We start from the raw sequence: 20,452 nt of genomic DNA on the forward strand, positions 1-20,452 counted from the left end.
AGAATGAGGTATGTCTCCCAACCATTTGTTCCGAGATTCCGCGCCCTTTTTTCGCTATTTCTTAAACAAGAGCGTAAAACGGCTGCCGCCCAATGATGATTCGCTAACGTTGACCGATCCCCGGTGTAGAGTCATTATCTGTTTGACGATGGACAGCCCAAGGCCGTATCCTCCCAGGTCCCGGCTCCGGCTTGCATCAAGACGGGTAAAGACCTCAAATACCTGCTCGCGATCCTCAGGCGCTATTCCAGGTCCATCATCATCAACGTGAATAGCTACCTCCGTTTTGTTCCACTGCGCTGTTACCATGACTTGGCCATGACCATATTTTGCGGCGTTGCGTACAAGGTTACCCAAAGCCCGGTACAGTAATGCGGGGTCGGCGCAAAGTGTTTCCTGTGCGTGGTTTGACCTTTCATTCAGCCAGAGTTCTGCCTCGATCTCGCCTGCAAGTTCGGTTATTTTTTGTTCGAGCCAGGTGGTCAGTTCAATATCCTCCGCTTGGAGTTCAATCGTGCCGGTGTCGAATCTGGCAAAGGTGAGTAGTTCACTCACCAGCGTATCCATCTCGCCGAGGTCTCTATATATTCCTTGAGTAAATCGTTTTTTTTCGCTTTCGTCCTCTGCCTTTGTCAGCATCTCCATACCAAGGCGCATGCGGAAAAGAGGCGTGCGTAACTCATGGGAGACCGCGTTGGTCAAAGACTTATGTGAAGTGATCAAGTATTGAATTTGATCGGCCATCCGATTGAAGGTATCTGCCAGTGGGGCTAAAGGAGAACGGCGCGGAACACTGACGCGTGCAGTCAGATCGCCTTCCCCGAAATCTGCGGTGCTACGATTAATTTTTTTGATCTGACGCCAGAAGGGAACAGTCCAGAAAAAAACCACACAGCTGACCAAAAGTAGTACTGTACCCCAAACCAAAATGTCAGCTGATCGTCCAACACCGGGAGAGGGAAAAGGACCCATGACCAGTACCTGGTCTGATTGACCGATGCGTCGCCAGAACTGATCATAGCGGTTCCCTACGAGAATTTTTCCTTTCCGTAACTCTTGATATTCTTCCGAGGTGGCGGAAAACGATTCCAGGGGAACAATTTCTAGTGGATAGCCAAATTGTGACTCGAGTTCAGTCAGCCGAATGGTCCATTCATTCTTGGGGTATTGGCCCAGGTGGCTAGATACTAAGAAATAGGATCCTTTGGTTAGTTCCTGATAATATGTGATAAAATCTTTTCTAAATGGAGCAGCGGCCAATAATTCGACCATTGGTATGGCAACAAACCGAGCCAGCAGAACAATAACGATGACCAATAGGTAATAATTAAAAAAGAGCCTTCTCATGGCGTAATGTCCTGCCATGCATCACCGATAAAAAGGTAGCCCTGACGCCATATAATCTTTATACGTTTTGGCCGGGATGGGTCAATTTCAAGCTTTTTCCTTAACCGCAGTATGTTTACGTCGACAAAACGGTCAAGTCCGTCATAGGGGATGCCCCGTAATTCGCGGGAAATTTGGTGACGGTCAAGCACAACCCCGGAATTTTTTGCGAGGAGAAGGAGCAGGTCAAACTCAGAGGTCCCAAGCTTGACCTCCTTGCCGCGAAGGGTAACCGTATGAGAGGCGGTGCAGATTGTGAGGTCGCCGAAAATATGTTTTTCTGCAGAGTTGGCATTCTGGCTGCTAATATCACTTTTGGGCGCATGATTGAACCGCCTGAGCAAAGCGCGAATTCGGGCCAATAATACCCTCGGCTCGATTGGTTTTTTGACATAATCATCAGCGCCCATTTCCAGGCCTGCCACCTGATCCATGTCATCTTCGCGGGCGGTCAGGATCAAAATGGGACCCGAATAGGTTGGCCGCACACATTGGCACACACTAAGGCCATCTTTGCCGGGCAGCATCAGGTCCAGGAGCAGCAAGTCTGGCTTTTCTAAAAGCACCCTCTCGGGCGCGGCATCTCCGCGAGCCTCAATAAGCACTTCGAAATCATGACCCTGCAGGTACTCCGCCATCAGTCCAGCCAGATACTTATCGTCCTCGACCAGCAATATGCGAGTTTTGGGCTCCATGTAATTACCTTGTGAGACTGGTACCTTATCACTTCATGATACCTTTTTTTGAAAAGAAAAAAGCGTTCTGGCTCCATTGCAACAGTTTGTAACAAAAAAAAACAAATGCCAAACAGTTTCACCGCCTAAGGTGAGTTACCATCGCGCCTCAGAGATTGCGAGTGAGCTCGCTTCTCTTTGTAGCATTGCATTGAATAGAATAACACACACAAATGAGGTTAATAGTATGAAATTAAATGGATTTGTGGTTGCATTGGTCGCGCTGGTAATCACTTGTGGCACAACCCATGCCGCCAATACATGGAATCTGGAAATGCGTGTTGGTACTGCTTTTCCCCTTGAGGATATGGGTAATCTCAATATACATCAGGGCATTGGCCTAGAGGCAACAGTCGCTTACTGTCTTACAGAGCATGTCGGCCTTTATGCGGGATGGGGATGGCAGCATTTCCCAACAGAAAGTGAGCATGGTCTTGAATCGCTGGATATTGAGGAGACTGGGTACCGTTTCGGCCTGCAGTTCGTGCATCCCATTGCAGGAACCAGTTTGAGTTACCTTATCAGCGTTGGTGGGGTGTTCAATCACATTGAGTTGGAATATTCTGATGACAAGATTGAAGACACAGGCCACGGGTTCGGTGGGGAAATCGGTGCGGGGTTCATTTATCATGTACATGACAACCTGGGGATCAAGGCAGACATCCGCTACCATTACTTACCGAGAGATTTGACGATAGAAGGAACAAACAAAGACTTAAACCTCAATTATCTCACATGCGGCATGAGTTTTTTATGGTCGTTTTAATAGTGACGAAAATACTTCGGTGTCAGAGTGTATTAGGAGGTCAGGCATAGCTTGACTCTAGCGCACCCCCCTGTAAAGAGATGTTGAAGGCCCCGAAAACTCGCCTACCTGTTTCTCTTGCGCTGTTGCTGCTTGAGAAAAGATAAGAAGCAGCCTTTTTTACTCTGAAAGGCTGTCAGCTATTCATTCATGCAGTGGCAAACCGAATTTCACATGAACTTTTTGATTAAAAAGGTAAACAGTTGATATCATGTGTTAAAGTTGAAGAGTACAGCGAACAGTCTGTTTTTCGTTTTCAATCAAAAAGTTCTTCCTTCGGGGCAACGGATTATTTCGCAGGATCTGCATTGCAAACCACTTGTGGTGGTTTACTCCGGCTGCCTGGCTCCTGCCTTGCCCAACGAAAAACGTTATTGACGGGGAATTCCGGATAATATTCAACAGCCATTGGTAAGATTGCCGGGAATGCCGCCATACAGGTGATAGGTCTCTCATTTAGAATGTTATCTGATCATCTCCATTCTATTCGAGCTTGGTTGAGGTTGCAATGCTGGGTAGGCTTTGCGCTTTCAAACTGAAGACCAAAAAAAGTCTGGAAGCAATAAATCGGGCACATTTCAGTGGTACAAGGGTCGATCAGTAAATGGATATTATTTGTCCAACCGCAGGTGCTTGCGTTGCCTTTTTCCGGGGCCTGCGAGGATCTGTTGCTGGCCTTTGTGCAGGTGAAGAGAGGTGTGTTCCCTAATGTTCGACGGCAGACGCCGCCCCTGAACCTTGAGAAGGTCACCGGCAATGGTGTCGGCAACCGTGCTCGGGGCCTGCTGTTTTTTTTCCACCAGAAAGCGAAACAGGTACTCAGCCAGACGCTGGAGCGATATCTGCCAGGTTGCCCGGGTAGCATCATAGAGCCAGGAGGAAAAGGCGGCAAAACCTGAATAGGTATCCGTGTCGAGCCAGAGGAGTTGAACACTCTGCTGGAAGTTGCCGCTGTTGAAGAGCAGATCCCAGTAGCGGGCAAATCGTTTGAATGCCTGCATATCCGCAAAGGGGATGCTGGCGTTGGCCAGCAGTTCGTAAGGAGGGAAGGGCGAGTAGCACATGGAGTACGCCTGATCGTGACGATCGATGGTGGTGCCGGATAATTTTTTCAGCACTCCCAGCTGAATTTCACCGGAGGTCATTGAGACCAGGGTGTTGAGGTTGTCGCCAAAGCCTGTCAATGATTCGCCGGGCAAACCGGCGATCAGGTCCAAGTGGAGGTGCGCACTGGTCTCGTGCTCGAGGAAATGGAGATTTTCCTGGATCCGCTTCATATCCAGGCGGCGATAGATGGTGGCAGCAACCGTCGGATCAAGGGTCTGGATGCCAACCTCGAGCTGCAGGGTGCCGGGGGAAAACCGGCTGAGGGCTTTTTTCAGGACTGGCGGGAAATGGTCGGGAACCACTTCGAAGTGGACCAGGTACGGGGGCTGTCGAGCGAGAAAAAAGTCGAGGATGCGCACCACCCGGTTGATGTCGAGATTAAAGGTCCGGTCAATGAATTTGATGTTCCGGGCACCACGCTGCCAGAGATCATCCAGGGCATTGAGAAAAGGTTCAAGGGGAAAATAACGGACCTGACGATCAATGGAGGAAAGACAAAATTCGCACCTGTAGGGGCATCCACGGGAAGCTTCGACGTAGATAGTGCGTTGGGCGATGTCCGCATCCGTATAATGAGCATAGGGCAGGCAGAGAGTGTCTGGGTCTGCCGGTTGGCAGGAGATATGCTTTGGCGGTGCTGTTCCTCCGCCAAGCACTGTCCTGCACAGCATAAGGAAACTGCGCTCTCCTTCCCCTTCAACCACATAATCGGCCTGTTCCAGGTTGATCCGATAGGGAGGATGGCTGACCTCCGGACCGCCGAGAACGATAATGGTATCAGGGGAGAGCGTGCGAAGCAGGCGTACCAGCTGCTCGACCTGGGCCGCATTCCAGATATAAGTGCCTATGCCGATAATGCGCGGCTGGAGGAGAAGCAGCTGCTCAGCCACATCCGTGAGGCGATCGGCGATGGTGAACTCGATGAGGGTTGTCGAAGTCTGCAATTCATGCAGGTTGGCATAGAGCGAACGAAGCCCGATAGAGGCATGGATATAACGGGCATTGAGCGTGGTTAAAACGATTGGTGGCATCAGTTCAGCAACCGTGAATTGGGGTCGATAAAGGGCAGGGTGCCATGCTGTCGACCCCGATTAGCCTGATCAGCCGTTGGCCAGTATCTGGCGCAATACCTTGTGCAGGATACCACCGTTGTGGAAGTAATCGATCTCCATTCGGTTATCCAGACGAAGGATGACCGGAACCGTGTGTGTCGTTCCATCAGGCCGGATCAGCTCCAATTGAAGGGTGCCGTTGGGGATGAGTTCTTCTTCCAGACCGAGAATGGAGACCTCCTCTGCGCCTGTAAGGTGCAGGCTGACCGCATCGGTGCCCGGTTCAAATTGCAGGGGCAGGACCCCCATGCCGACCAGGTTGGAGCGGTGGATGCGTTCAAAGGAGGAAACAATCACCGCCTTGACGCCCAGCAGCATGGTGCCCTTGGCAGCCCAATCCCTGGAACTGCCGGTACCGTAATCATTGCCGCCGAAAACCACAAGAGGGGTGCCGTTTGCCTGATAGTGCATGGCAGCGTCATAGATAGGCACCTCCAGGCCTTCGGGCATCAGCCGGGTATATCCGCCCTCCCGCTCCACCATGGTGTTACGGATGCGGATATTGCCGAATGTACCACGAATCATAACCTCGTGATTGCCGCGTCGCGAACCAAAGGAGTTGAAATCCTCAGGAGCGATACCCAGGCTCTGCAGATACGTGCCTGCCGGACTGTCGGCAGGAATGGCTCCAGCCGGCGAGATATGATCCGTGGTGATGGTATCGCCGAAGATGGCCAGTATTCTTGCTCGATTGATATTGTGGAGCGGGGGGAGTTCGCTGCTGATCTCCTGGAAAAAGGGCGGTTCCCGGATATAGCCGGACTCCGGGTCCCAGGGAAAGAGGCTGGACTCGTCTCCATCGCCGGCGAGCTGATCCCACCGGGCATCTCCATCAAAGACCGTGGCATAGCTTGCTGTAAACAGAGCAGGGGACACCGCCTCTTGGACGGTTTGCCGAATTTCCTCCCTGGTCGGCCAGATATCCCGCAGGTATACCGGCTTGCCGGAGCTGTCTGTTCCCAGAGGGTCGGATGTCAAGTCGGTGAGTACTGTTCCTGCCAGGGCATAGGCGATCACCATCAGGGGGGATCCCAGGTAATTTGCCTGAATCTGCGGGTGAATCCTCGCCTCAAAGTTGCGGTTACCGCTCAGGACCGCCGCGGTGACAAGCTTTTTGTCCCGGATGGTATCAGCCACCTTTTTATCCAGCGGTCCGCTGTTTCCGATACAGGTGGTGCAGCCATAGCCCACCAGATGAAAACCAAGGGCCTCCAGGGGGGCCATAAGCTCACTCTGTTCCAGGTAACGGGTCACAACCTTGGAACCCGGAGCAAGGCTTGTCTTGACCCAAGGCTTGCAGCGAAGGCCTCGTTCAACTGCCTTGCGGGCGAGCAAACCGGCGCCGATCATCACATCTGGATTAGAGGTGTTGGTGCAGCTGGTAATGGCGGCGATCACCACCGATCCATTGGTGAGCGCTGAGCAGCTGGTATCGGGCAGGTTGCCCTCTACCGGAGTAGTGTTGCAGGTGGGGCAGCCATCCATATTGCTGGCTTCGATTGCTGACTGATCGGTATCGAGATGCTGGGAAAACTGGAGTGAGAAATCGCGGCTCACCTCGGTGATGGGGAGGAGATCCTGGGGACGGCGCGGACCGGATAAGGAGGGGACAACCGTGTCCAGTACAAGGTCGTATACGGTGGTGTACTCCGGTTCAGGCGCATCGATGGTATACATCAGGTCAGCCGCCCGATAATAGTCTTCCACCAACTGGACCAGCTCAGGTTTTCTGCCGCTGCCAAGCAGGTAGCGGAGAGTTTCTTTGTCCACCGGAAAAAAGCCCATGGTCGCCCCATACTCCGGAGCCATGTTGGCAATGGTAGCACGGTCCGGAAGACTGAGGCTCTCAAGCCCTGGGCCGAAAAATTCAACAAACCGCCCGACCACGCCCTGTTTCCGGAGGAACTGGGTGATGGTCAGAACCAGGTCGGTAGCAGTTGTTCCCGGAGGCAGCGAACCGCTCAGGCGCATACCGATAACCTCGGGTATCTGCAGAGTATACGGTTGGCCGAGCAGGACAGCTTCCGCCTCTATTCCGCCAACACCCCATCCCATGACCCCGATGCCGTTGATCATGGTGGTATGGGAATCGGTTCCGAGGACGCTGTCAGGGTAGACATACGCTTCTCCGTTTTCGGCTGCCGAGCAGGCCACTGTGGCCAGGTATTCCAGGTTGACCTGATGGACAATGCCGGTTCCCGGAGGGACCACTCGAAAATTATCAAAGGCCTTTTGACCCCAGCGGAGCATGACATACCGCTCACGGTTGCGTTCCATCTCCTTGTTCACGTTGAAGGCAAATGCATCCGATGTACCGTACCTGTCTACCTGGATGGAGTGGTCAATGACCAGGTCCACCGGAATAAAAGGGTTCATGACCGAAGGATCGCCGCCATTGCGGGCCACCGCCGAACGCAGTGCAGCCAGGTCAACCAGGGCGGGCACCCCGGTGAAGTCCTGGAGGACCACCCGGCTCGGCATGAAGGGGACGCCGATAGCGGGAAGGGCGTCAGGGCGCCATGAGGCCATGGCAAGCAGCTGGTCACCGGTAGCCGTGCCTTGGTGAGCGTAGCGAAGGAGGTTTTCCAGCAGGATGCGGATTGAGTAGGGGTACCTGGCAGGGGGGCCGAATTCCAGGTTACTGAGGGCCTGTACCGCATAATGGGTGTAGGTCTTCCCCTGGGAGGTGAATTGCTGTCGAGCGTCAAATTGTGATAAATCAACCTGTTGCGTCATATGATCTCCTGCATGGCCGTCTGGCGGAAGTGACGGCGAGCGATATGTCGGTGCCTGAAGGAAGAAATATGCCTATATCAAGAAAGCCGGTGTCAGGGACACCGGCTTGAGCATAGAGAGAACTATTCGTTGCGTAAAACAACATACTGGCTGGCCTTGCCTGCTCGAACACGCAGCAGTACCTGTTGGCTACTTGCCGAAGCCAACGCCTGCTGCAGCTCTTCAAGGGTCCGTACCCGCTGTCTGTTGACCTCCTCGATGAGTTGACCGGGCTGCAGGCCGACTCGGGCGGCCGGGCTTCCCTGTTCCACATCAGCAATGAGGACGCCCTGGTCCTTGGTGTAACCGAACTGTTCAGCCACTTCGGGAGTCAGATCCTGGAGGGAGAGTCCGAACTCCTGCAGCGGGGTTTCCTGACTGTCCGAGGACCGGTGCATACTCGTCATATCCGCCGGCTGTTCACCAATAGTGACGGTGATTGTCTTTTCTTTGCCATCCCTGATTACTTTCAGCCGCACCTTGGAGTCGGGAGGGGTCATGGCAATTTTATTGCGCAAGTCAGCCACATCGACAAGCGGGGCTCCATCAAGGGTGACCAGAACGTCTCCCTGTTCCAGCCCGGCTTTTTCCGCTGGCGAGTCATCGGTGACTTCGGCGATCAGTACTCCGCTGGTGGCGTCAAGGTCAAAGGATTTGGCCAGGTCTTCGTTCACATCCTGGATCATCACCCCTAACCAGCCCCGGGTTACTTTACCTTGATCAAGCAGCTGCTGTTTGATGGATTTTGCCATATTGATGGGAATGGCGAAGCCGATACCCATGTATCCACCGCTGCGGGAGAAAATGGCGGTATTGATCCCTATCACTTCTCCATGAATATTCAGCAGCGGCCCGCCTGAGTTGCCGGGGTTGATGGCGGCATCGGTTTGGATGAAATTTTCATAATCCGTGATGCCCATCCGGTTGCGTCCCTTGGCGCTGACCACACCGACGGTTACCGTTTGGTTGAGCTCAAAGGGGCTGCCGATAGCGATCACCCATTCACCAACTTCCAACTGCTCAGAGTTGCCAAGCGGCAGAGTGGGAAGATTGGAACCGTCAATCTTGATTATGGCCACATCAGACTGGGGGTCGGTGCCGATAACCTCGGCCTTGAATTCCCGCTTATCATCCAGGCGAACGGTGATGGTGTCGGCATCTTCCACCACATGGTTGTTAGTGAGGATGTAGCCGTCATCGGCAAAGATAAATCCGGAACCGGCACCCTGTTGCCGGTACTGACGCGGCTGTTTTCGCTGATTACGCGGTGATTTGAATTGCGGGCCGAAAAAACGCTCGAAAAACGGATCGTTAAAAAAATCGTAGGGGCTGGGATGCGTTCCCCGGCGGCTGTTGACGGATTTTTCCACCGACACATGGACCACTGCCGGGCTTGCTTTTTTTACCACCGAAGCAAAGGCCTTGGCGGAGCGATCAAGTAAGGCAATGTCGGCTTCGTCCTGGGCCCAGGCATGGGTACTGGTCACCAGCAGGGCCAGGAAGCAGAGGATCAAGGATGTGCAAAAGGCTTTCCTTGTGGCATATCGATATGCTTGCATGAAAAACTTCTCCTTAAGGTACATGATTGTTTCAGGAGGGATGACAATTCGATCAGTGTCCTCCCTCGGATGAATTCAAAACGTTGGCAACAGGCGTTTAAAATCCACTGAATATAATTATACGTGCTTCCCGGTTCGTCAAGAAGAGAGGTTACTTCCTTAACCGGGAGCAGGGGTCGCTGGGAGGACCTTTGAGCTGAAAGAAAAACTGTAAGCCCTTCTTCACGGTACTGGAAAAAATTTTCGGGGAAATATAGGAACCAGCCACCCGCTTGTTGATTTCTCCCAGGGTGGGATAGGGGTGAACCATCCCGGCTAGACTGGAGAGTTTTACACCGCCGCCGACAATGGCCACCCATTCGCCCAGGAGGTCGCCTGCGCGGGGGCCGACAATCTGGACGCCGATGGGTTTTTCTCTGGCATTAAGGAGCAGTTTCAGGCGACCGGTAGTCTCCCCTTCAGCCTGGGCTCGATCATTAGTGGAAAACTCTTCTGTCCACACGGTGTACTCGATTCCGGCGGCACGCGCTCTTTTTTCGTTCATTCCCAGGGAAGCCAGCTCAGGGTCGCAATAGGTGCACCACGGCATCCAGGTGTAGTCGGATTTACGGGGGAGACGAAAAAGCGCATTGGAAACAACAATACCGCCCTCGTATCCGGCGGCGTGAGTGAATGGAAATCGACCTGTCACATCACCGGCACCGAAAATATGCCGGTGGCTGGTGCGCATTCGTTCATCAACCACCAGGCCTTTATCCGTATATTCCAAACCAATATGATCCAATCCCAAATCGTGGACGTTGGGGGAACGCCCCTGGGCCAAGAGAACGGTGTCCGCCACCAGGGTGGTCCGCCCTCCCTCCTGTTCAATGACCAACTGCGTGTGGTGGTCGCCCTGCTCGGCCTTGACTACCGTGGCGTTGAGGTGGACGGTTACCCCTTCCTGTACCAGGGCCTCCATGACTGTATCAGCCATGTCTTTATCCTCTTTGCTGAGGATCTGTTGTGACCGCTGGACAATGGTGACCTTGGTGCCCAGCCGGCAAAAGGCCTGCGCCATTTCTACGGCTACAGGCCCTGCACCCAGAACAAGCATGGAGTGGGGCAGGCTATCGAGGGAAAAAATATCCTTATTCGTGAGATACTCAATACCACGTAGCGCTTCCACCGTGGGTGGCGCCGGTTCTGATCCGGTGGCTAAGACCCAGAATTTGGCCGAGTGCCTTGTGCCATCCAGGTCAACGGAATGTTCGTCAATGAATCGTGGGCGGCCGAAGGCAACCTGGGCTCCAAGGCGACAGAAACGTTCCACTGAATCATGGACTTGAATAGTGCTGATAACCTGTTGGATTCGTGCGGCGATATCACGAAAATCTACCGGACCGACCGCAGCTTCGGGCAGGCCGAAGCTGCGGCTGTTACGGATAGTATGATACACATGGGCTGATTTTATCAGGGTCTTGCTTGGTACACATCCGTAATGGAGACAATCGCCTCCCAGTTGTGGTTCCCGTTCAATCAGCAGGGTGCGTGCGCCCAGTTGTGCCGCACCGGCGGCAACAGTCAGTCCTGCCGCGCCGCCGCCGATGATGCCTATGTCAAAATCATATGTATGCATGGTGCGTTCTCCGGTCGATGAGGAGCCTACCAGGTTTTCCTTGCCGTGTATATGGCGAGCAGTTTTTTGGTGACAATGGGCAGCAGCCCGAGAAGGGCAAAGGAAAATAAGAGTCCGGGAGAGAGGATGCCTGCCAGGCTGTCGACCTCGGCCAGTTCCTTGCCTGCGTTGACATATACGATGGTTGCCGGCAGCATGCCGAGCTGGGAAACCCAGTAATAGGTCACCAGTCGAATGGAGGTCAGCCCCATTACCAGGTTGATGACAAAAAAAGGAAAGATGGGAACAAGACGAAGGCTAAAGAGGTAAAATCCCCCCTCCCTGGCCATTCCCTGGTTGATATAACGCAGTTTTTGACCAAACTTTTTCTGCACCCACTCCCGAAGCAGGTAGCGAGCTACCAGGCAGGCCAGTGTGGCCCCGATAGTTGAGGCAAAGGAGACTGCCAATGTGCCGACCACCAGTCCGAAAAGGCCGCCGCCAGCCAGGGTCATCACTGCCGCACCGGGAAGGGAAAGGGCGGTTACCCCGATATACACGGCGATAAAGAGCGCCAGGGTGTAGACGGGTTGCTGAGCATAAAAGTTCTGCAGCTCAACCTGTTGCTGCTTGAGGAAGTCAAGGGTCATGTATTGGCCAAGCCCCAGGAGCTGGAACAGGAGAAAAACAAGGGCTATCACGCCAAGAATAATAATTTTTTTTCTTGTACCTTTGTTCATGTGCGCTCCGCAGCGGTGCTGGTGTATCCCTGACCGCACACCCTTTCCCACCCATAGGCCGCTGCACCAAGGCAGGCGGTCTGTGGATTGCGAATAAGAAGAATGGGCACCCTGGAGAGCATTTCCCCATAGATCCCTCTGGTGAAAATGGAAATAAAACGTTGGTGATCTATGAAGGGGAGGACTCGGGGTGCCAATCCTCCGCCCAGGTACACGCCGCCAAGCGCCATGGTGGTGAGCGCCAGGTTGGCCGCCTGATCGGCGAGGATATCGGTAAAGAGACCAACGGATTGCAGGGCCGGGTGCTGGAAATCTTTGCGATGGAGCGCGTCGGCGGCAGCCCGGATAATCACCGGGGTCTGGTCAACCGCTGCCTCCAGTTCGGCTTGAAAAGCGGAAGGTGTTGCTGTCCTGGTCTGCACAAAGGCCAGCAGATTGGGCATAGCGCTGCCCGAGCACACCTGCTCCACTGAAACATGCCCCTGCAGATCCATCATGTGGGAAAGCAAACCACATTGAAGTTTTCCGCGCGGAGCAAAACTGATGTGCCCTCCTTCCGACGGGTGAGGGGTCGGGAGTGCGTTTTCCCACGTGAGAAAGGCCTGTCCCAGCCCTGTTCCCGGCGCGATAATCGCTACCGGTGCATCTGGTTGCGGTTGTCCCTGGTTGATATGGAGCAGGTCTGCAGGAGGCAGATGAATGGCTCCCATGACAGTGGCCACCAGGTCGTTGATGAGCTGGACCTTGCGCCAGCCGAAGGTGCGGGCAATGGCAGCGCCGTCAATGGTCCAGTCTCGATTGGTCATTTCTACCGTATTGCCGAGGACCGGTCCGGCCACGCCGAAACAGGCTGCCACAGGTTCACAGGGATGTTGACGGAGAAACTTCCGGATCAGGTCGTCCAAGGAGGTGGCTGCTGCGTTGCGATAAGTATGCTGCACCATTGGTGGCCCGGGCCAGTCGCTCTTTCGGTAGAGAGCCAGGGTGGTTTTGGTGCCGCCGATGTCACCGGCGAGCAGGACAGTTTCCTGAATCATTGAGGGCACAATTCCTTATTTTTCATGGTAAATTCAATAACGGTAGCAACATAGGTGGCATGGCTCCAGGTCAGCGGGCTGACAGAAAGAGGGCTGTTGTCGTAGGGATGAACCTGTTCGGCCATCACCCCGGACGGCAGGGTACGGTCGCTGGCCCATTCGATCAGTTCCATGGCCGGATCAAGGTCTTCCGGTCGGCGGGCACAGGCAATGTACCATTGCGCCATCCATAGGGTACAGATAAACCAGGGGTTGCCAGGAACCTGGTTGATATCGTTGCTCACCTGATGGTAATAGTCATTTTCATAGCGAGCCATGCCCCCAACCGGTGTTTTAACCATGAGCTTTTCCTGCATGGTCTGCATGGTTTTTAGAATGTGTGGATCGCGGGCATCAAACATCCCAAAATACCAGAGACCGCAGAGGGAGGCATCCATGATCAGATCCGGCTGATTGCCTCCTGAACTGTGCAGGAGGGAGCGGAGAAAAGCCTGGCGTTGTGTATCCCAGAGGTGAGTGGCGGCCGCTTTTTTCATATCAGCCGCCGCGCGCTGGTAGCGGAGGGCGTGATCATTTTCACCAAATGCTTCGGCAAAATACGCGGCAGCCCTGAGACCGGCCCAGGTGGCAGCAACGGTCCAGCTGTGAATGCCGTATCGTTCCTCCCACAGGTCCCAGGAGGGGTGAGGAAGTCCGGTATCCTGGTCAACATAGGCGCACAACCACTCGGCTGCTCTGATGATCAGGCCCCGGTAATGATTTTTTACAAACTCCACATCGCGAAATCGTTGGAAATGTCGCCACAGCGCCCACAGAACCAGCGCGGTTTCATCCTCCTGAATGGGCAGGCGGCGACTGCCGCCCATGTACCAGCCATGCCAGGAAGAGGCCAGTGACCCATCCGGATTGTATTTATGCAGAAAATACCCGTCTGTAGTGATAATCCGGTGGCAAAAATCAAAGAAACGGCGAGAGATTTCCGAGTATCCCGCTTCGATCAGGGCCGCAGTGACCAGCGCTCCGTCTCTTGGCCACATGTACGAGTAGGTATCCCGGTTGAATTGGGCTATGTCATAGTCATTGGCGGCAATAATGGCTCCATTGTTGTCGATCTGGGTGCGCAGGGTAAGCAGGCTTCGCTTGTAGAGCTCGGTCACCCGTTCCGGCAGGGCCTGATCTGCCACATGGTTGTTGTTGGCCCACAGGCGCCAGTAGGCATCGGTCCGGTGCAGAAATACGACGGGCCCTTTATGGAGAATAACCTTGTTGCTGGTGCAGACCGCATCGTGATCATAGCCCACAGCCATGGTATACCAGAAGGTTGTGTGTTGCCGGGGGGAAAGTTCACAGTGTACCCCGGCCACCGAATCTACCCTCCCCTGGGCCACGGCATTGCCGGAGAGTTGTCCGTCTTCTGCGTCCCTCCAGGCCCCTTCCAGGTTTTTTCCGTCGATGATGCCGACGGCCCATTGGTCCATGGCCTGGGTCCAGTTGCCAGGCCATCCCTTGATGATGCTGCAGGCGAACCAGCGCTTGCCTTTGTAGTGAAAAAGCGATTGATTCGCCGGATCATAGTAGGCGCAGTCGCCGACCTCGGTGCCACTGATGGAAAGGTCCTGACAAAAAAACAGTCTTACCCTGAGCGGGCTGGAGCCGAGGTTGGTCAGGGTACACTGGCGAAGAAATATATTTTCATGAAAATCCACACCATCCCGAAAAATGAGCTTGATCCCGAGCCGATGGTGGGTAAGGGTGGAGGAGCTGATAAGTGAATCCCGAGCGTACTGTAATTCCCGCTCCCATCCTGTTTCTCCAAGCCAGGCGAAGTGGCCGTTCACCCACACTCCGACACGACACACCCGGCCGTTGGTGTGATTTTCCTGACCGACGTACGGCCAGTATATATCCCTGATCTGAGCGGTGTGATCAACATTGACAAGCAGTGACCCGTTACCGGTGGGCAGGTCGCGCGGCATGGGCAGTTACCTCGTGTACCGGGAATGTTCCTGAAGGAGGTGGTAGACTCTCCATGAGATGGCGGAACGGAAGCAGGATCCGTCAGTCACCACAGTAACATGCGAAAACCATTGGCTAAAGAATAACCACGGGTTGCTATGGATTCAATGGCGGAAAAGAGATAGGCGCAGAAAAGGCCTCACAGAGCAATGGCAAGGTGGCTGTTTTCAGTTTTCCTTGACCAGTCTGATGTCCCAGGCTTCGGAGCGGTTTTCGTTGGCAGGATTCTCAACAATCCGAAATTCAAAAATTTTTCCCTGGTCCAAAAAGTGCTGGTCAGAACCGAGCGTGGACTTGGAAAGATGAAAAAAGACCGTGTCAGGGATGAGGGCGTTGTTTTCGAGACGATAGTATCTAAAAAAACCGAATCCCCGCTCCATGTTGAAATTGGCCACTGTTCCCCGCTGCCACTGTTCCTGGGAGGAAGCGTGGCCGTTGATGGGCAGGAGTCCGGGAATGAGAAAGCCGGAAAGGTAGGCATCGGCAGCTTCCCGCAAGGCGCTGCTGACATTGTGAAAACCAATCACCTCGACTCGGCAGCCCATGTTCTGCAGGGCTATCACCAGGCGAATAAAATCCCCGTCACCGGTGAGCAGGATTATCCGATCAAGGTTGCGTGCCTGCAGCAGGGCGTCGATGGCAAGGTCCATATCCGCGTTGGCTTTGGTGGTCAGGTTGCCCTCATCATCCTGAAAGCGTCGAACGAATTTTTTAATGACCTTGAATCCATACTGGCGCAGGACATTATGGTAGGAGTGGACCTTGTGGCGGTAGTCCTGATCGCGCTGGGTACGTTCGCGATCTTCAGCAAGGTAGCAGTTGGCTCTGAGCAGGGCGGAATGGCTGCCTGTGGCAATGTCCACGAGGACATCGTAGCGCATGCCGTATCCGCCGCTCATTTTGATATTTTCAGCATCAACATAGATGCCTGTTTTTAGCATATTATACGCTCAGTGCGGTGATGGGTCTGTACAATTGTACGCTTCGTGGTTCGGAAATCACTCCCATTCAATGGTGGAAGGCGGCTTGGAAGAAATATCATAGACCACCCGATTGACTCCACGGACCTCATTGATTATCCGATTGGAAATCTTTCCGAGGATGTCATAGGGGAGACGCGACCAGTCGGCGGTCATGGCATCGAGAGAGTCAACGCATCGCAAGGCGATAACGTGTTCATAGGTGCGGCCGTCGCCCATAACCCCCACGGTCTGGATGGGCAGCAGGACGGCGAAAGACTGCCATACCTTGCGGTACCAGCCAGCATCCTTCATCTCCTCAAGCACAATAACATCTGCCTGGCGCAGGATGCGCAACCGATCGGCGGAAATTTCTCCCATGATCCGTATGCCCAGACCGGGACCGGGAAAGGGTTGCCGATAAATGGCTTCTTCTGGCAGCCCTAGTTCCAGCCCAAGCTCACGGACCTCATCTTTGAACAGTTCCCGCAATGGTTCAATCAGGTCGAGGTCCATGCGTTCAGGTAATCCACCGACATTATGGTGGGATTTGATCGGGGCCTTACCCCGAAAAACCACGGATTCGATCACATCGGGGTACAGCGTGCCTTGAGCAAGAAAACGGACGTCTCCCAGCTTCTTGGCTTCTTTTTCAAAAATTTCGATGAACCCGAAACCAATACGTTTGCGCTTTTCTTCAGGATCAGCAATTCCCTGAAGACGTTCCAGGAAAAAATCCTCAGCATCAACGTCAATAACCCGGAGCTCAGTCTTTTGACTGAAAAAATTGAGAAGACTTTCTGTCTCGCCACTGCGCATCAGGCCGTTATTCACGTAAATGCAGGTGAGCTGGTCGCCGATGGCCCGGTGAATCAGGGCAGCGACCACCGAAGAGTCCACGCCGCCGGAAAGAGCGCAGATAACCTTGTTGCTGCCTACCTTTTGCTGGATTTCGCTTACCGTGGCATCAATGAAGGAGTGCATGGTCCATGCCGGTTTGCAGCCGCAGATGCCGAAGATAAAGTTGCGTAGTATGTCGTTTCCAATCAGGGTGTGAGCGACCTCGGGATGAAACTGGACGGCGACGAACGGCAACTCCTGGTGACGAAGAGCGGCATAGGGAGAATGGCTGCTGGTGGCCGTGACCTCAAAACCGGGTGCAAGCTCCTCTATGCGGTCGCCATGACTCATCCATACCTGGTAATGGGCCGGGGTGGTTTCCATCCCGGCGAAGAGGCCGCCGGTATAGTCAACACGCAGTTCAGCCTTGCCGAATTCACGTTTATCGGCTCGTTCAACCCGTCCACCATTCTGCACCATCATCAGCTGCGCCCCGTAACAGATCCCCAGGATCGGAATACCGAGTTGGAAGATCGCCGGATCGCTGATCGGGGCGTCTTCATCGTACACGCTTGCCGGACCACCGGAAAGGACGATTCCTGTCGGCTTCATGGCCTGCAGCTGGTCAAGGGGCAGGGTATAGGGATGGATTTCACTGTATACCTTCTGCTCCCGGATACGGCGGGCAATGAGCTGGGTAGTTTGGGAACCAAAGTCAAGGATGATAATTTTTTCTGGGTGCGTGGTCATATCGGTCTGTAGGTCAGGGGTTATTCGATTGGCATCCATTCGTGGGATACAGCCTACTCGGTGCGGTAGTTGGGGGCTTCCTTGGTGATGATAACGTCATGAACATGGGATTCGCGTAGCCCGGCAGTGGAAATCTGTACAAAACGGGCGCGTTTGTGCAACTCTTCAATGGATGCCGCCCCTGTGTACCCCATGCCCGAGCGAAGCCCTCCCAGCAACTGATAAATCATTTCGGCAATGGGACCGCGATAAGGGACCTTGCCCTCAATACCTTCCGGAACGAGCTTGCTGCTCTCCTGTTCCTCCTGAAAATAACGGTCGCTCGACCCTTTTTTCATGGCGCCGATGGAGCCCATCCCGCGATAGCCTTTATATTTACGTCCCTGATAGAGAAAGGTCTCACCAGGGGTTTCATCGGTTCCGGCAAACAGCGAGCCTATCATGACTGCATGGGCGCCGATGCCGATGGCCTTACAGATATCGCCCGAGTATTTGATGCCGCCGTCAGCGATGATCGGGACACCATGCTTGGATGCCTCGGCAACGCAGTTCTGCAGGGCGGTCAACTGGGGAACGCCGACACCGGCAACTATGCGGGTGGTGCAGATGGACCCGGGACCGACGCCTATTTTGACACTGTCTGCACCGGCTTTGATCAGTGCGGCAGTGCCCTCGGCCGTGGCCACGTTGCCGGCAATAACCTGGAGGTCGGGAAAATTGGCTTTCACTTCCGCTACGCCCTGCAGGACTCCTTCGGAATGACCATGAGCCGAATCGAGGGTGACGACGTCGACATTGGCATTCACCAGCGCCTGGGTCCGCTCGAGTAACTCCGGACCGACGCCAATGGCTGCTCCGGCGAGTAAACGGCCCATACTGTCCTTGGCGGCCTGGGGATATTTTTTTATTTTTTCTATATCCTTGATGGTGATTAACCCCTTGAGCTTTCCGGTGTCGTCAACAACCAGCAGTTTTTCAATACGATGCTCATGGAGCAGGGCTTTGGAGTGTTCCAGAGAAATGCCGACAGGGGCGGTGACCAGGTTCTTGCTTGTCATGACATCGCTTACCCGCAGACCGTCATCGGAAACAAAGCGGAGATCACGATTGGTCACGATACCGACCAGTTTATCGCCATCCAGTACCGGAAGGCCTGAGATCCTGTAGGTTTTCATTATGGCCTGTACTTCCGCCACACTTTGGTGCTTGCTGACCGTAACAGGGTCAAGGATCATTCCGGATTCGGATTTTTTTACCTTCTCCACTTCCCTGGCCTGACTTTGAATACTCATGTTTTTGTGAATGATACCAAGTCCGCCTTCGCGGGCCATGGCGATAGCGGTCTGGTGTTCAGTAACCGTATCCATGGCTGCACTGACCAGTGGAGAGCAGAGCTTGACATTGTTGGTCAGCCGGGTGTGGAGGGAAACGGTGGACGGAAGAACCTCTGAATGACCGGGAACGAGGAGGACATCGTCAAAGGTCAGTGCGAGGGGGATATCTTTACTGGGAAGCATGCTGTCTCCTGATCATAAAGCGCTTTCGGCGCTGCAGTATTTGGGAGGAAAAACGTACGTCTCATTCTTTCCGCCGGACCGTGTTGCTGAGCAGCGGATACCTTGGTGAGGAAAGGATATGACGAATATACCTGGGTCTACCGGAGTGTGGTCGGCGACCGTTGAACTCTTGACATACACCTGAACCAGCCTTGGTCCAAGCCAGGTCATGTTGGTTGTTTGTTCTTGAGCGATACACCGGCAATTGAGTGATCAACACCTATCAATTGCACAGCCGTTCAGGGCCTGCACTGTTCTTAATCGCTCGTGGATTCAAAATATAGAAAAAGGAAAAATCCTATCTGGTTATGGAAGTAGGGGCAGAAATTTACCATGTTGCGGCGGAAAAGGAAACACATGGCATGGAAAAAATCCCTGGATTTTTCTTACTGATCCTGCTTTACTTCTCAGCCGTTCGCCTGGAGCAACATCCAGGAAATTCTCTTTGCTTTCACCACATGTGTAATGGCCAAAATACTTGAAATAAATCCGTATAACCCTCAACCGCGGTTAATCAAGCAGGTCGTCGAGGTACTCCATAAGGGCGGAGTGATCTGTTATCCCACCGATACCATGTACGGTATCGGCTGCGACATCTTTAACAAAAAAGCGGTTCAGCGGGTCTACCAGATCAAGCGGCGTCCCAAGCATAAACCGTTCAGTTTCATGTGTTCCTCATTGACCAACATCAGTGAATACGGACATGTGGGCAACACCGCCTATCGATTAATGCGCAAAAACCTCCCTGGCGCCTACACCTTTGTCCTTCCAGGCACCAAACTGGTACCGAAAATCATGCTGACAAAGCAGAAAACGGTCGGTATCCGTGTGCCGGACAACCCTATCTGTCTCGCTCTGCTGGAAGAACTGGGAAATCCGGTGCTCAATACCAGTGCCACCTCGGAAGCCGATGATGTCTCCACCGATGATCCCTCCGCTCTTATCTGCGATGCCTATGATGTCGATGAACTGTTCGGCAAACTGGTGGACGTCATTATTGATGGTGGCGAGGTCTATCCCAACCCCTCAACAGTTGTTTCCCTGACCACGGATTACCCGGAGATTCTGCGCGAAGGCAAAGGCGACATTGAACCTTTTCTCTAGTTCGCCCAGGGAACCCGTTTCCTGACAGGAAAATAAAAAAGCCGGTAACTGGTTGCAGGTACCGGCTTTTTTCATTGTCCATCATGCCAGTCATTCAGCTTTAATCAACACCTCTTTCAACGATTTGCTCATTGTGAAATGCAGAGTTTTTCGTGCTGGGATGTCCATCATTTTTCCGGTTTTCGGATTCTTGGTTGTCCGTGGTTTTCTTGTACGGACAGAAAAACTGCCGAAACCGCGAATTTCAACTCTTCTCTCTTCTGCAAGCGCTTGAGCTATTTCTTCAAGTATTATTTCAACGGCCTGGGCAATGTCCTGTTTGTAATAATCACTGAGCTGCGTAGACACCGCATTGACCAGTTCACGCTTAAGCAT

Annotated in this window: 16 protein-coding genes; 3 read left to right on the forward strand and 13 right to left on the reverse strand. The window is 53.6% G+C overall.

All coding sequences use genetic code 11. The features are described 5' to 3' along the window. Nucleotides 1-54: 54 nt before the first annotated feature. Nucleotides 55-1,317, reverse strand: coding sequence for an ATP-binding protein (locus ACZ52Z_RS14930; RefSeq protein WP_464267569.1), 1,263 nt, complete (start codon nucleotides 1,315-1,317; stop codon nucleotides 55-57). A 26-nt stretch (nucleotides 1,318-1,343) separates the two neighbouring features. Continuing rightward, nucleotides 1,344-2,081 (reverse strand): response regulator, encoded by a 738-nt coding sequence (locus ACZ52Z_RS14935; protein WP_464267570.1) that lies wholly within the window; start codon nucleotides 2,079-2,081, stop codon nucleotides 1,344-1,346. 226 nt (nucleotides 2,082-2,307) lie between these two features. Here ACZ52Z_RS14935 and ACZ52Z_RS14940 point away from each other — a divergent pair, with 226 nt between their 5' ends. Further along, nucleotides 2,308-2,886: an outer membrane beta-barrel protein gene (locus tag ACZ52Z_RS14940; RefSeq protein WP_464267571.1), complete on the forward strand. Its 579-nt coding sequence runs from the start codon at nucleotides 2,308-2,310 to the stop codon at nucleotides 2,884-2,886. Between the two features lie 650 nt (nucleotides 2,887-3,536). Here ACZ52Z_RS14940 and ACZ52Z_RS14945 read toward each other — a convergent pair. The 10 genes from ACZ52Z_RS14945 to guaB form a co-directional block, all read right to left on the reverse strand. Next, nucleotides 3,537-5,063, reverse strand: coding sequence for a B12-binding domain-containing radical SAM protein (locus ACZ52Z_RS14945; RefSeq protein ID WP_464267572.1), 1,527 nt, complete (start codon nucleotides 5,061-5,063; stop codon nucleotides 3,537-3,539). Between the two features lie 69 nt (nucleotides 5,064-5,132). Further along, nucleotides 5,133-7,880, reverse strand: coding sequence for an aconitate hydratase AcnA (gene acnA / locus ACZ52Z_RS14950; protein WP_464267573.1), 2,748 nt, complete (start codon nucleotides 7,878-7,880; stop codon nucleotides 5,133-5,135). A gap of 122 nt (nucleotides 7,881-8,002) precedes the next feature. Next, entirely contained in the window at nucleotides 8,003-9,478 is a 1,476-nt protein-coding gene (locus ACZ52Z_RS14955; RefSeq protein WP_464267574.1) for a DegQ family serine endoprotease, read from the reverse strand. Between the two features lie 151 nt (nucleotides 9,479-9,629). Further along, nucleotides 9,630-11,096 (reverse strand): dihydrolipoyl dehydrogenase family protein, encoded by a 1,467-nt coding sequence (locus ACZ52Z_RS14960; RefSeq protein WP_464267575.1) that lies wholly within the window; start codon nucleotides 11,094-11,096, stop codon nucleotides 9,630-9,632. A 26-nt stretch (nucleotides 11,097-11,122) separates the two neighbouring features. Beyond that, nucleotides 11,123-11,815 (reverse strand): TVP38/TMEM64 family protein, encoded by a 693-nt coding sequence (locus ACZ52Z_RS14965; protein WP_464267576.1) that lies wholly within the window; start codon nucleotides 11,813-11,815, stop codon nucleotides 11,123-11,125. Continuing rightward, nucleotides 11,812-12,852: a glucokinase gene (locus tag ACZ52Z_RS14970; RefSeq protein WP_464267577.1), complete on the reverse strand. Its 1,041-nt coding sequence runs from the start codon at nucleotides 12,850-12,852 to the stop codon at nucleotides 11,812-11,814. Before ACZ52Z_RS14970 ends, ACZ52Z_RS14965 begins: the two co-directional genes overlap by 4 nt. Further along, nucleotides 12,849-14,828 carry a glycoside hydrolase family 15 protein gene (locus ACZ52Z_RS14975; protein ID WP_464267578.1) on the reverse strand — a complete coding sequence of 660 codons (1,980 nt, stop codon included), beginning with the start codon at nucleotides 14,826-14,828 and terminating at the stop codon, nucleotides 12,849-12,851. The genes ACZ52Z_RS14970 and ACZ52Z_RS14975 overlap by 4 nt, the downstream gene beginning before the upstream one ends. Before the next feature lie 207 nt (nucleotides 14,829-15,035). Then, entirely contained in the window at nucleotides 15,036-15,809 is a 774-nt protein-coding gene (locus ACZ52Z_RS14980) for a LabA-like NYN domain-containing protein (protein ID WP_464267579.1), read from the reverse strand. Nucleotides 15,810-15,866: 57 nt separating this feature from the next. Continuing rightward, nucleotides 15,867-17,417: a glutamine-hydrolyzing GMP synthase gene (guaA, locus tag ACZ52Z_RS14985; protein ID WP_464267580.1), complete on the reverse strand. Its 1,551-nt coding sequence runs from the start codon at nucleotides 17,415-17,417 to the stop codon at nucleotides 15,867-15,869. Nucleotides 17,418-17,470: 53 nt separating this feature from the next. Next, complete coding sequence (gene guaB / locus ACZ52Z_RS14990; RefSeq protein ID WP_464267581.1) at nucleotides 17,471-18,934, reverse strand: IMP dehydrogenase; 1,464 nt, start codon at nucleotides 18,932-18,934, stop codon at nucleotides 17,471-17,473. A 347-nt stretch (nucleotides 18,935-19,281) separates the two neighbouring features. Between guaB and ACZ52Z_RS14995 the strand changes: the two genes are divergently transcribed. Both ACZ52Z_RS14995 and ACZ52Z_RS15000 read left to right on the forward strand, forming a co-directional pair. Beyond that, on the forward strand, nucleotides 19,282-19,455 hold the full coding sequence (locus ACZ52Z_RS14995) for a hypothetical protein (RefSeq protein WP_464267582.1): 174 nt from the start codon (nucleotides 19,282-19,284) through the stop codon (nucleotides 19,453-19,455). Beyond that, complete coding sequence (locus tag ACZ52Z_RS15000; protein WP_464267583.1) at nucleotides 19,439-20,077, forward strand: L-threonylcarbamoyladenylate synthase; 639 nt, start codon at nucleotides 19,439-19,441, stop codon at nucleotides 20,075-20,077. Before ACZ52Z_RS14995 ends, ACZ52Z_RS15000 begins: the two co-directional genes overlap by 17 nt. Before the next feature lie 90 nt (nucleotides 20,078-20,167). Here the strand turns inward: ACZ52Z_RS15000 and ACZ52Z_RS15005 are convergent, their stop codons facing one another. After that, complete coding sequence (locus ACZ52Z_RS15005; RefSeq protein WP_464267584.1) at nucleotides 20,168-20,452, reverse strand: HU family DNA-binding protein; 285 nt, start codon at nucleotides 20,450-20,452, stop codon at nucleotides 20,168-20,170.

This window comes from Desulfogranum aggregans (assembly GCF_055398265.1).

Coding starts and splice junctions, on each gene's coding strand:
- ACZ52Z_RS14935 (WP_464267570.1), bottom strand. CDS start 2,081: ATGGAGCCCAAAACTCGCATATTGCTGGTCGAGGACGATAAGTATCTG.
- ACZ52Z_RS14940 (WP_464267571.1), top strand. CDS start 2,308: ATGAAATTAAATGGATTTGTGGTTGCATTGGTCGCGCTGGTAATCACT.
- ACZ52Z_RS14945 (WP_464267572.1), bottom strand. CDS start 5,063: ATGCCACCAATCGTTTTAACCACGCTCAATGCCCGTTATATCCATGCC.
- acnA (WP_464267573.1), bottom strand. CDS start 7,880: ATGACGCAACAGGTTGATTTATCACAATTTGACGCTCGACAGCAATTC.
- ACZ52Z_RS14955 (WP_464267574.1), bottom strand. CDS start 9,478: ATGCAAGCATATCGATATGCCACAAGGAAAGCCTTTTGCACATCCTTG.
- ACZ52Z_RS14960 (WP_464267575.1), bottom strand. CDS start 11,096: ATGCATACATATGATTTTGACATAGGCATCATCGGCGGCGGCGCGGCA.
- ACZ52Z_RS14965 (WP_464267576.1), bottom strand. CDS start 11,815: ATGAACAAAGGTACAAGAAAAAAAATTATTATTCTTGGCGTGATAGCC.
- ACZ52Z_RS14970 (WP_464267577.1), bottom strand. CDS start 12,852: ATGATTCAGGAAACTGTCCTGCTCGCCGGTGACATCGGCGGCACCAAA.
- ACZ52Z_RS14975 (WP_464267578.1), bottom strand. CDS start 14,828: ATGCCGCGCGACCTGCCCACCGGTAACGGGTCACTGCTTGTCAATGTT.
- ACZ52Z_RS14980 (WP_464267579.1), bottom strand. CDS start 15,809: ATGCTAAAAACAGGCATCTATGTTGATGCTGAAAATATCAAAATGAGC.
- guaA (WP_464267580.1), bottom strand. CDS start 17,417: ATGACCACGCACCCAGAAAAAATTATCATCCTTGACTTTGGTTCCCAA.
- guaB (WP_464267581.1), bottom strand. CDS start 18,934: ATGCTTCCCAGTAAAGATATCCCCCTCGCACTGACCTTTGACGATGTC.
- ACZ52Z_RS14995 (WP_464267582.1), top strand. CDS start 19,282: ATGGAAGTAGGGGCAGAAATTTACCATGTTGCGGCGGAAAAGGAAACA.
- ACZ52Z_RS15000 (WP_464267583.1), top strand. CDS start 19,439: ATGGCCAAAATACTTGAAATAAATCCGTATAACCCTCAACCGCGGTTA.
- ACZ52Z_RS15005 (WP_464267584.1), bottom strand. CDS start 20,452: ATGCTTAAGCGTGAACTGGTCAATGCGGTGTCTACGCAGCTCAGTGAT.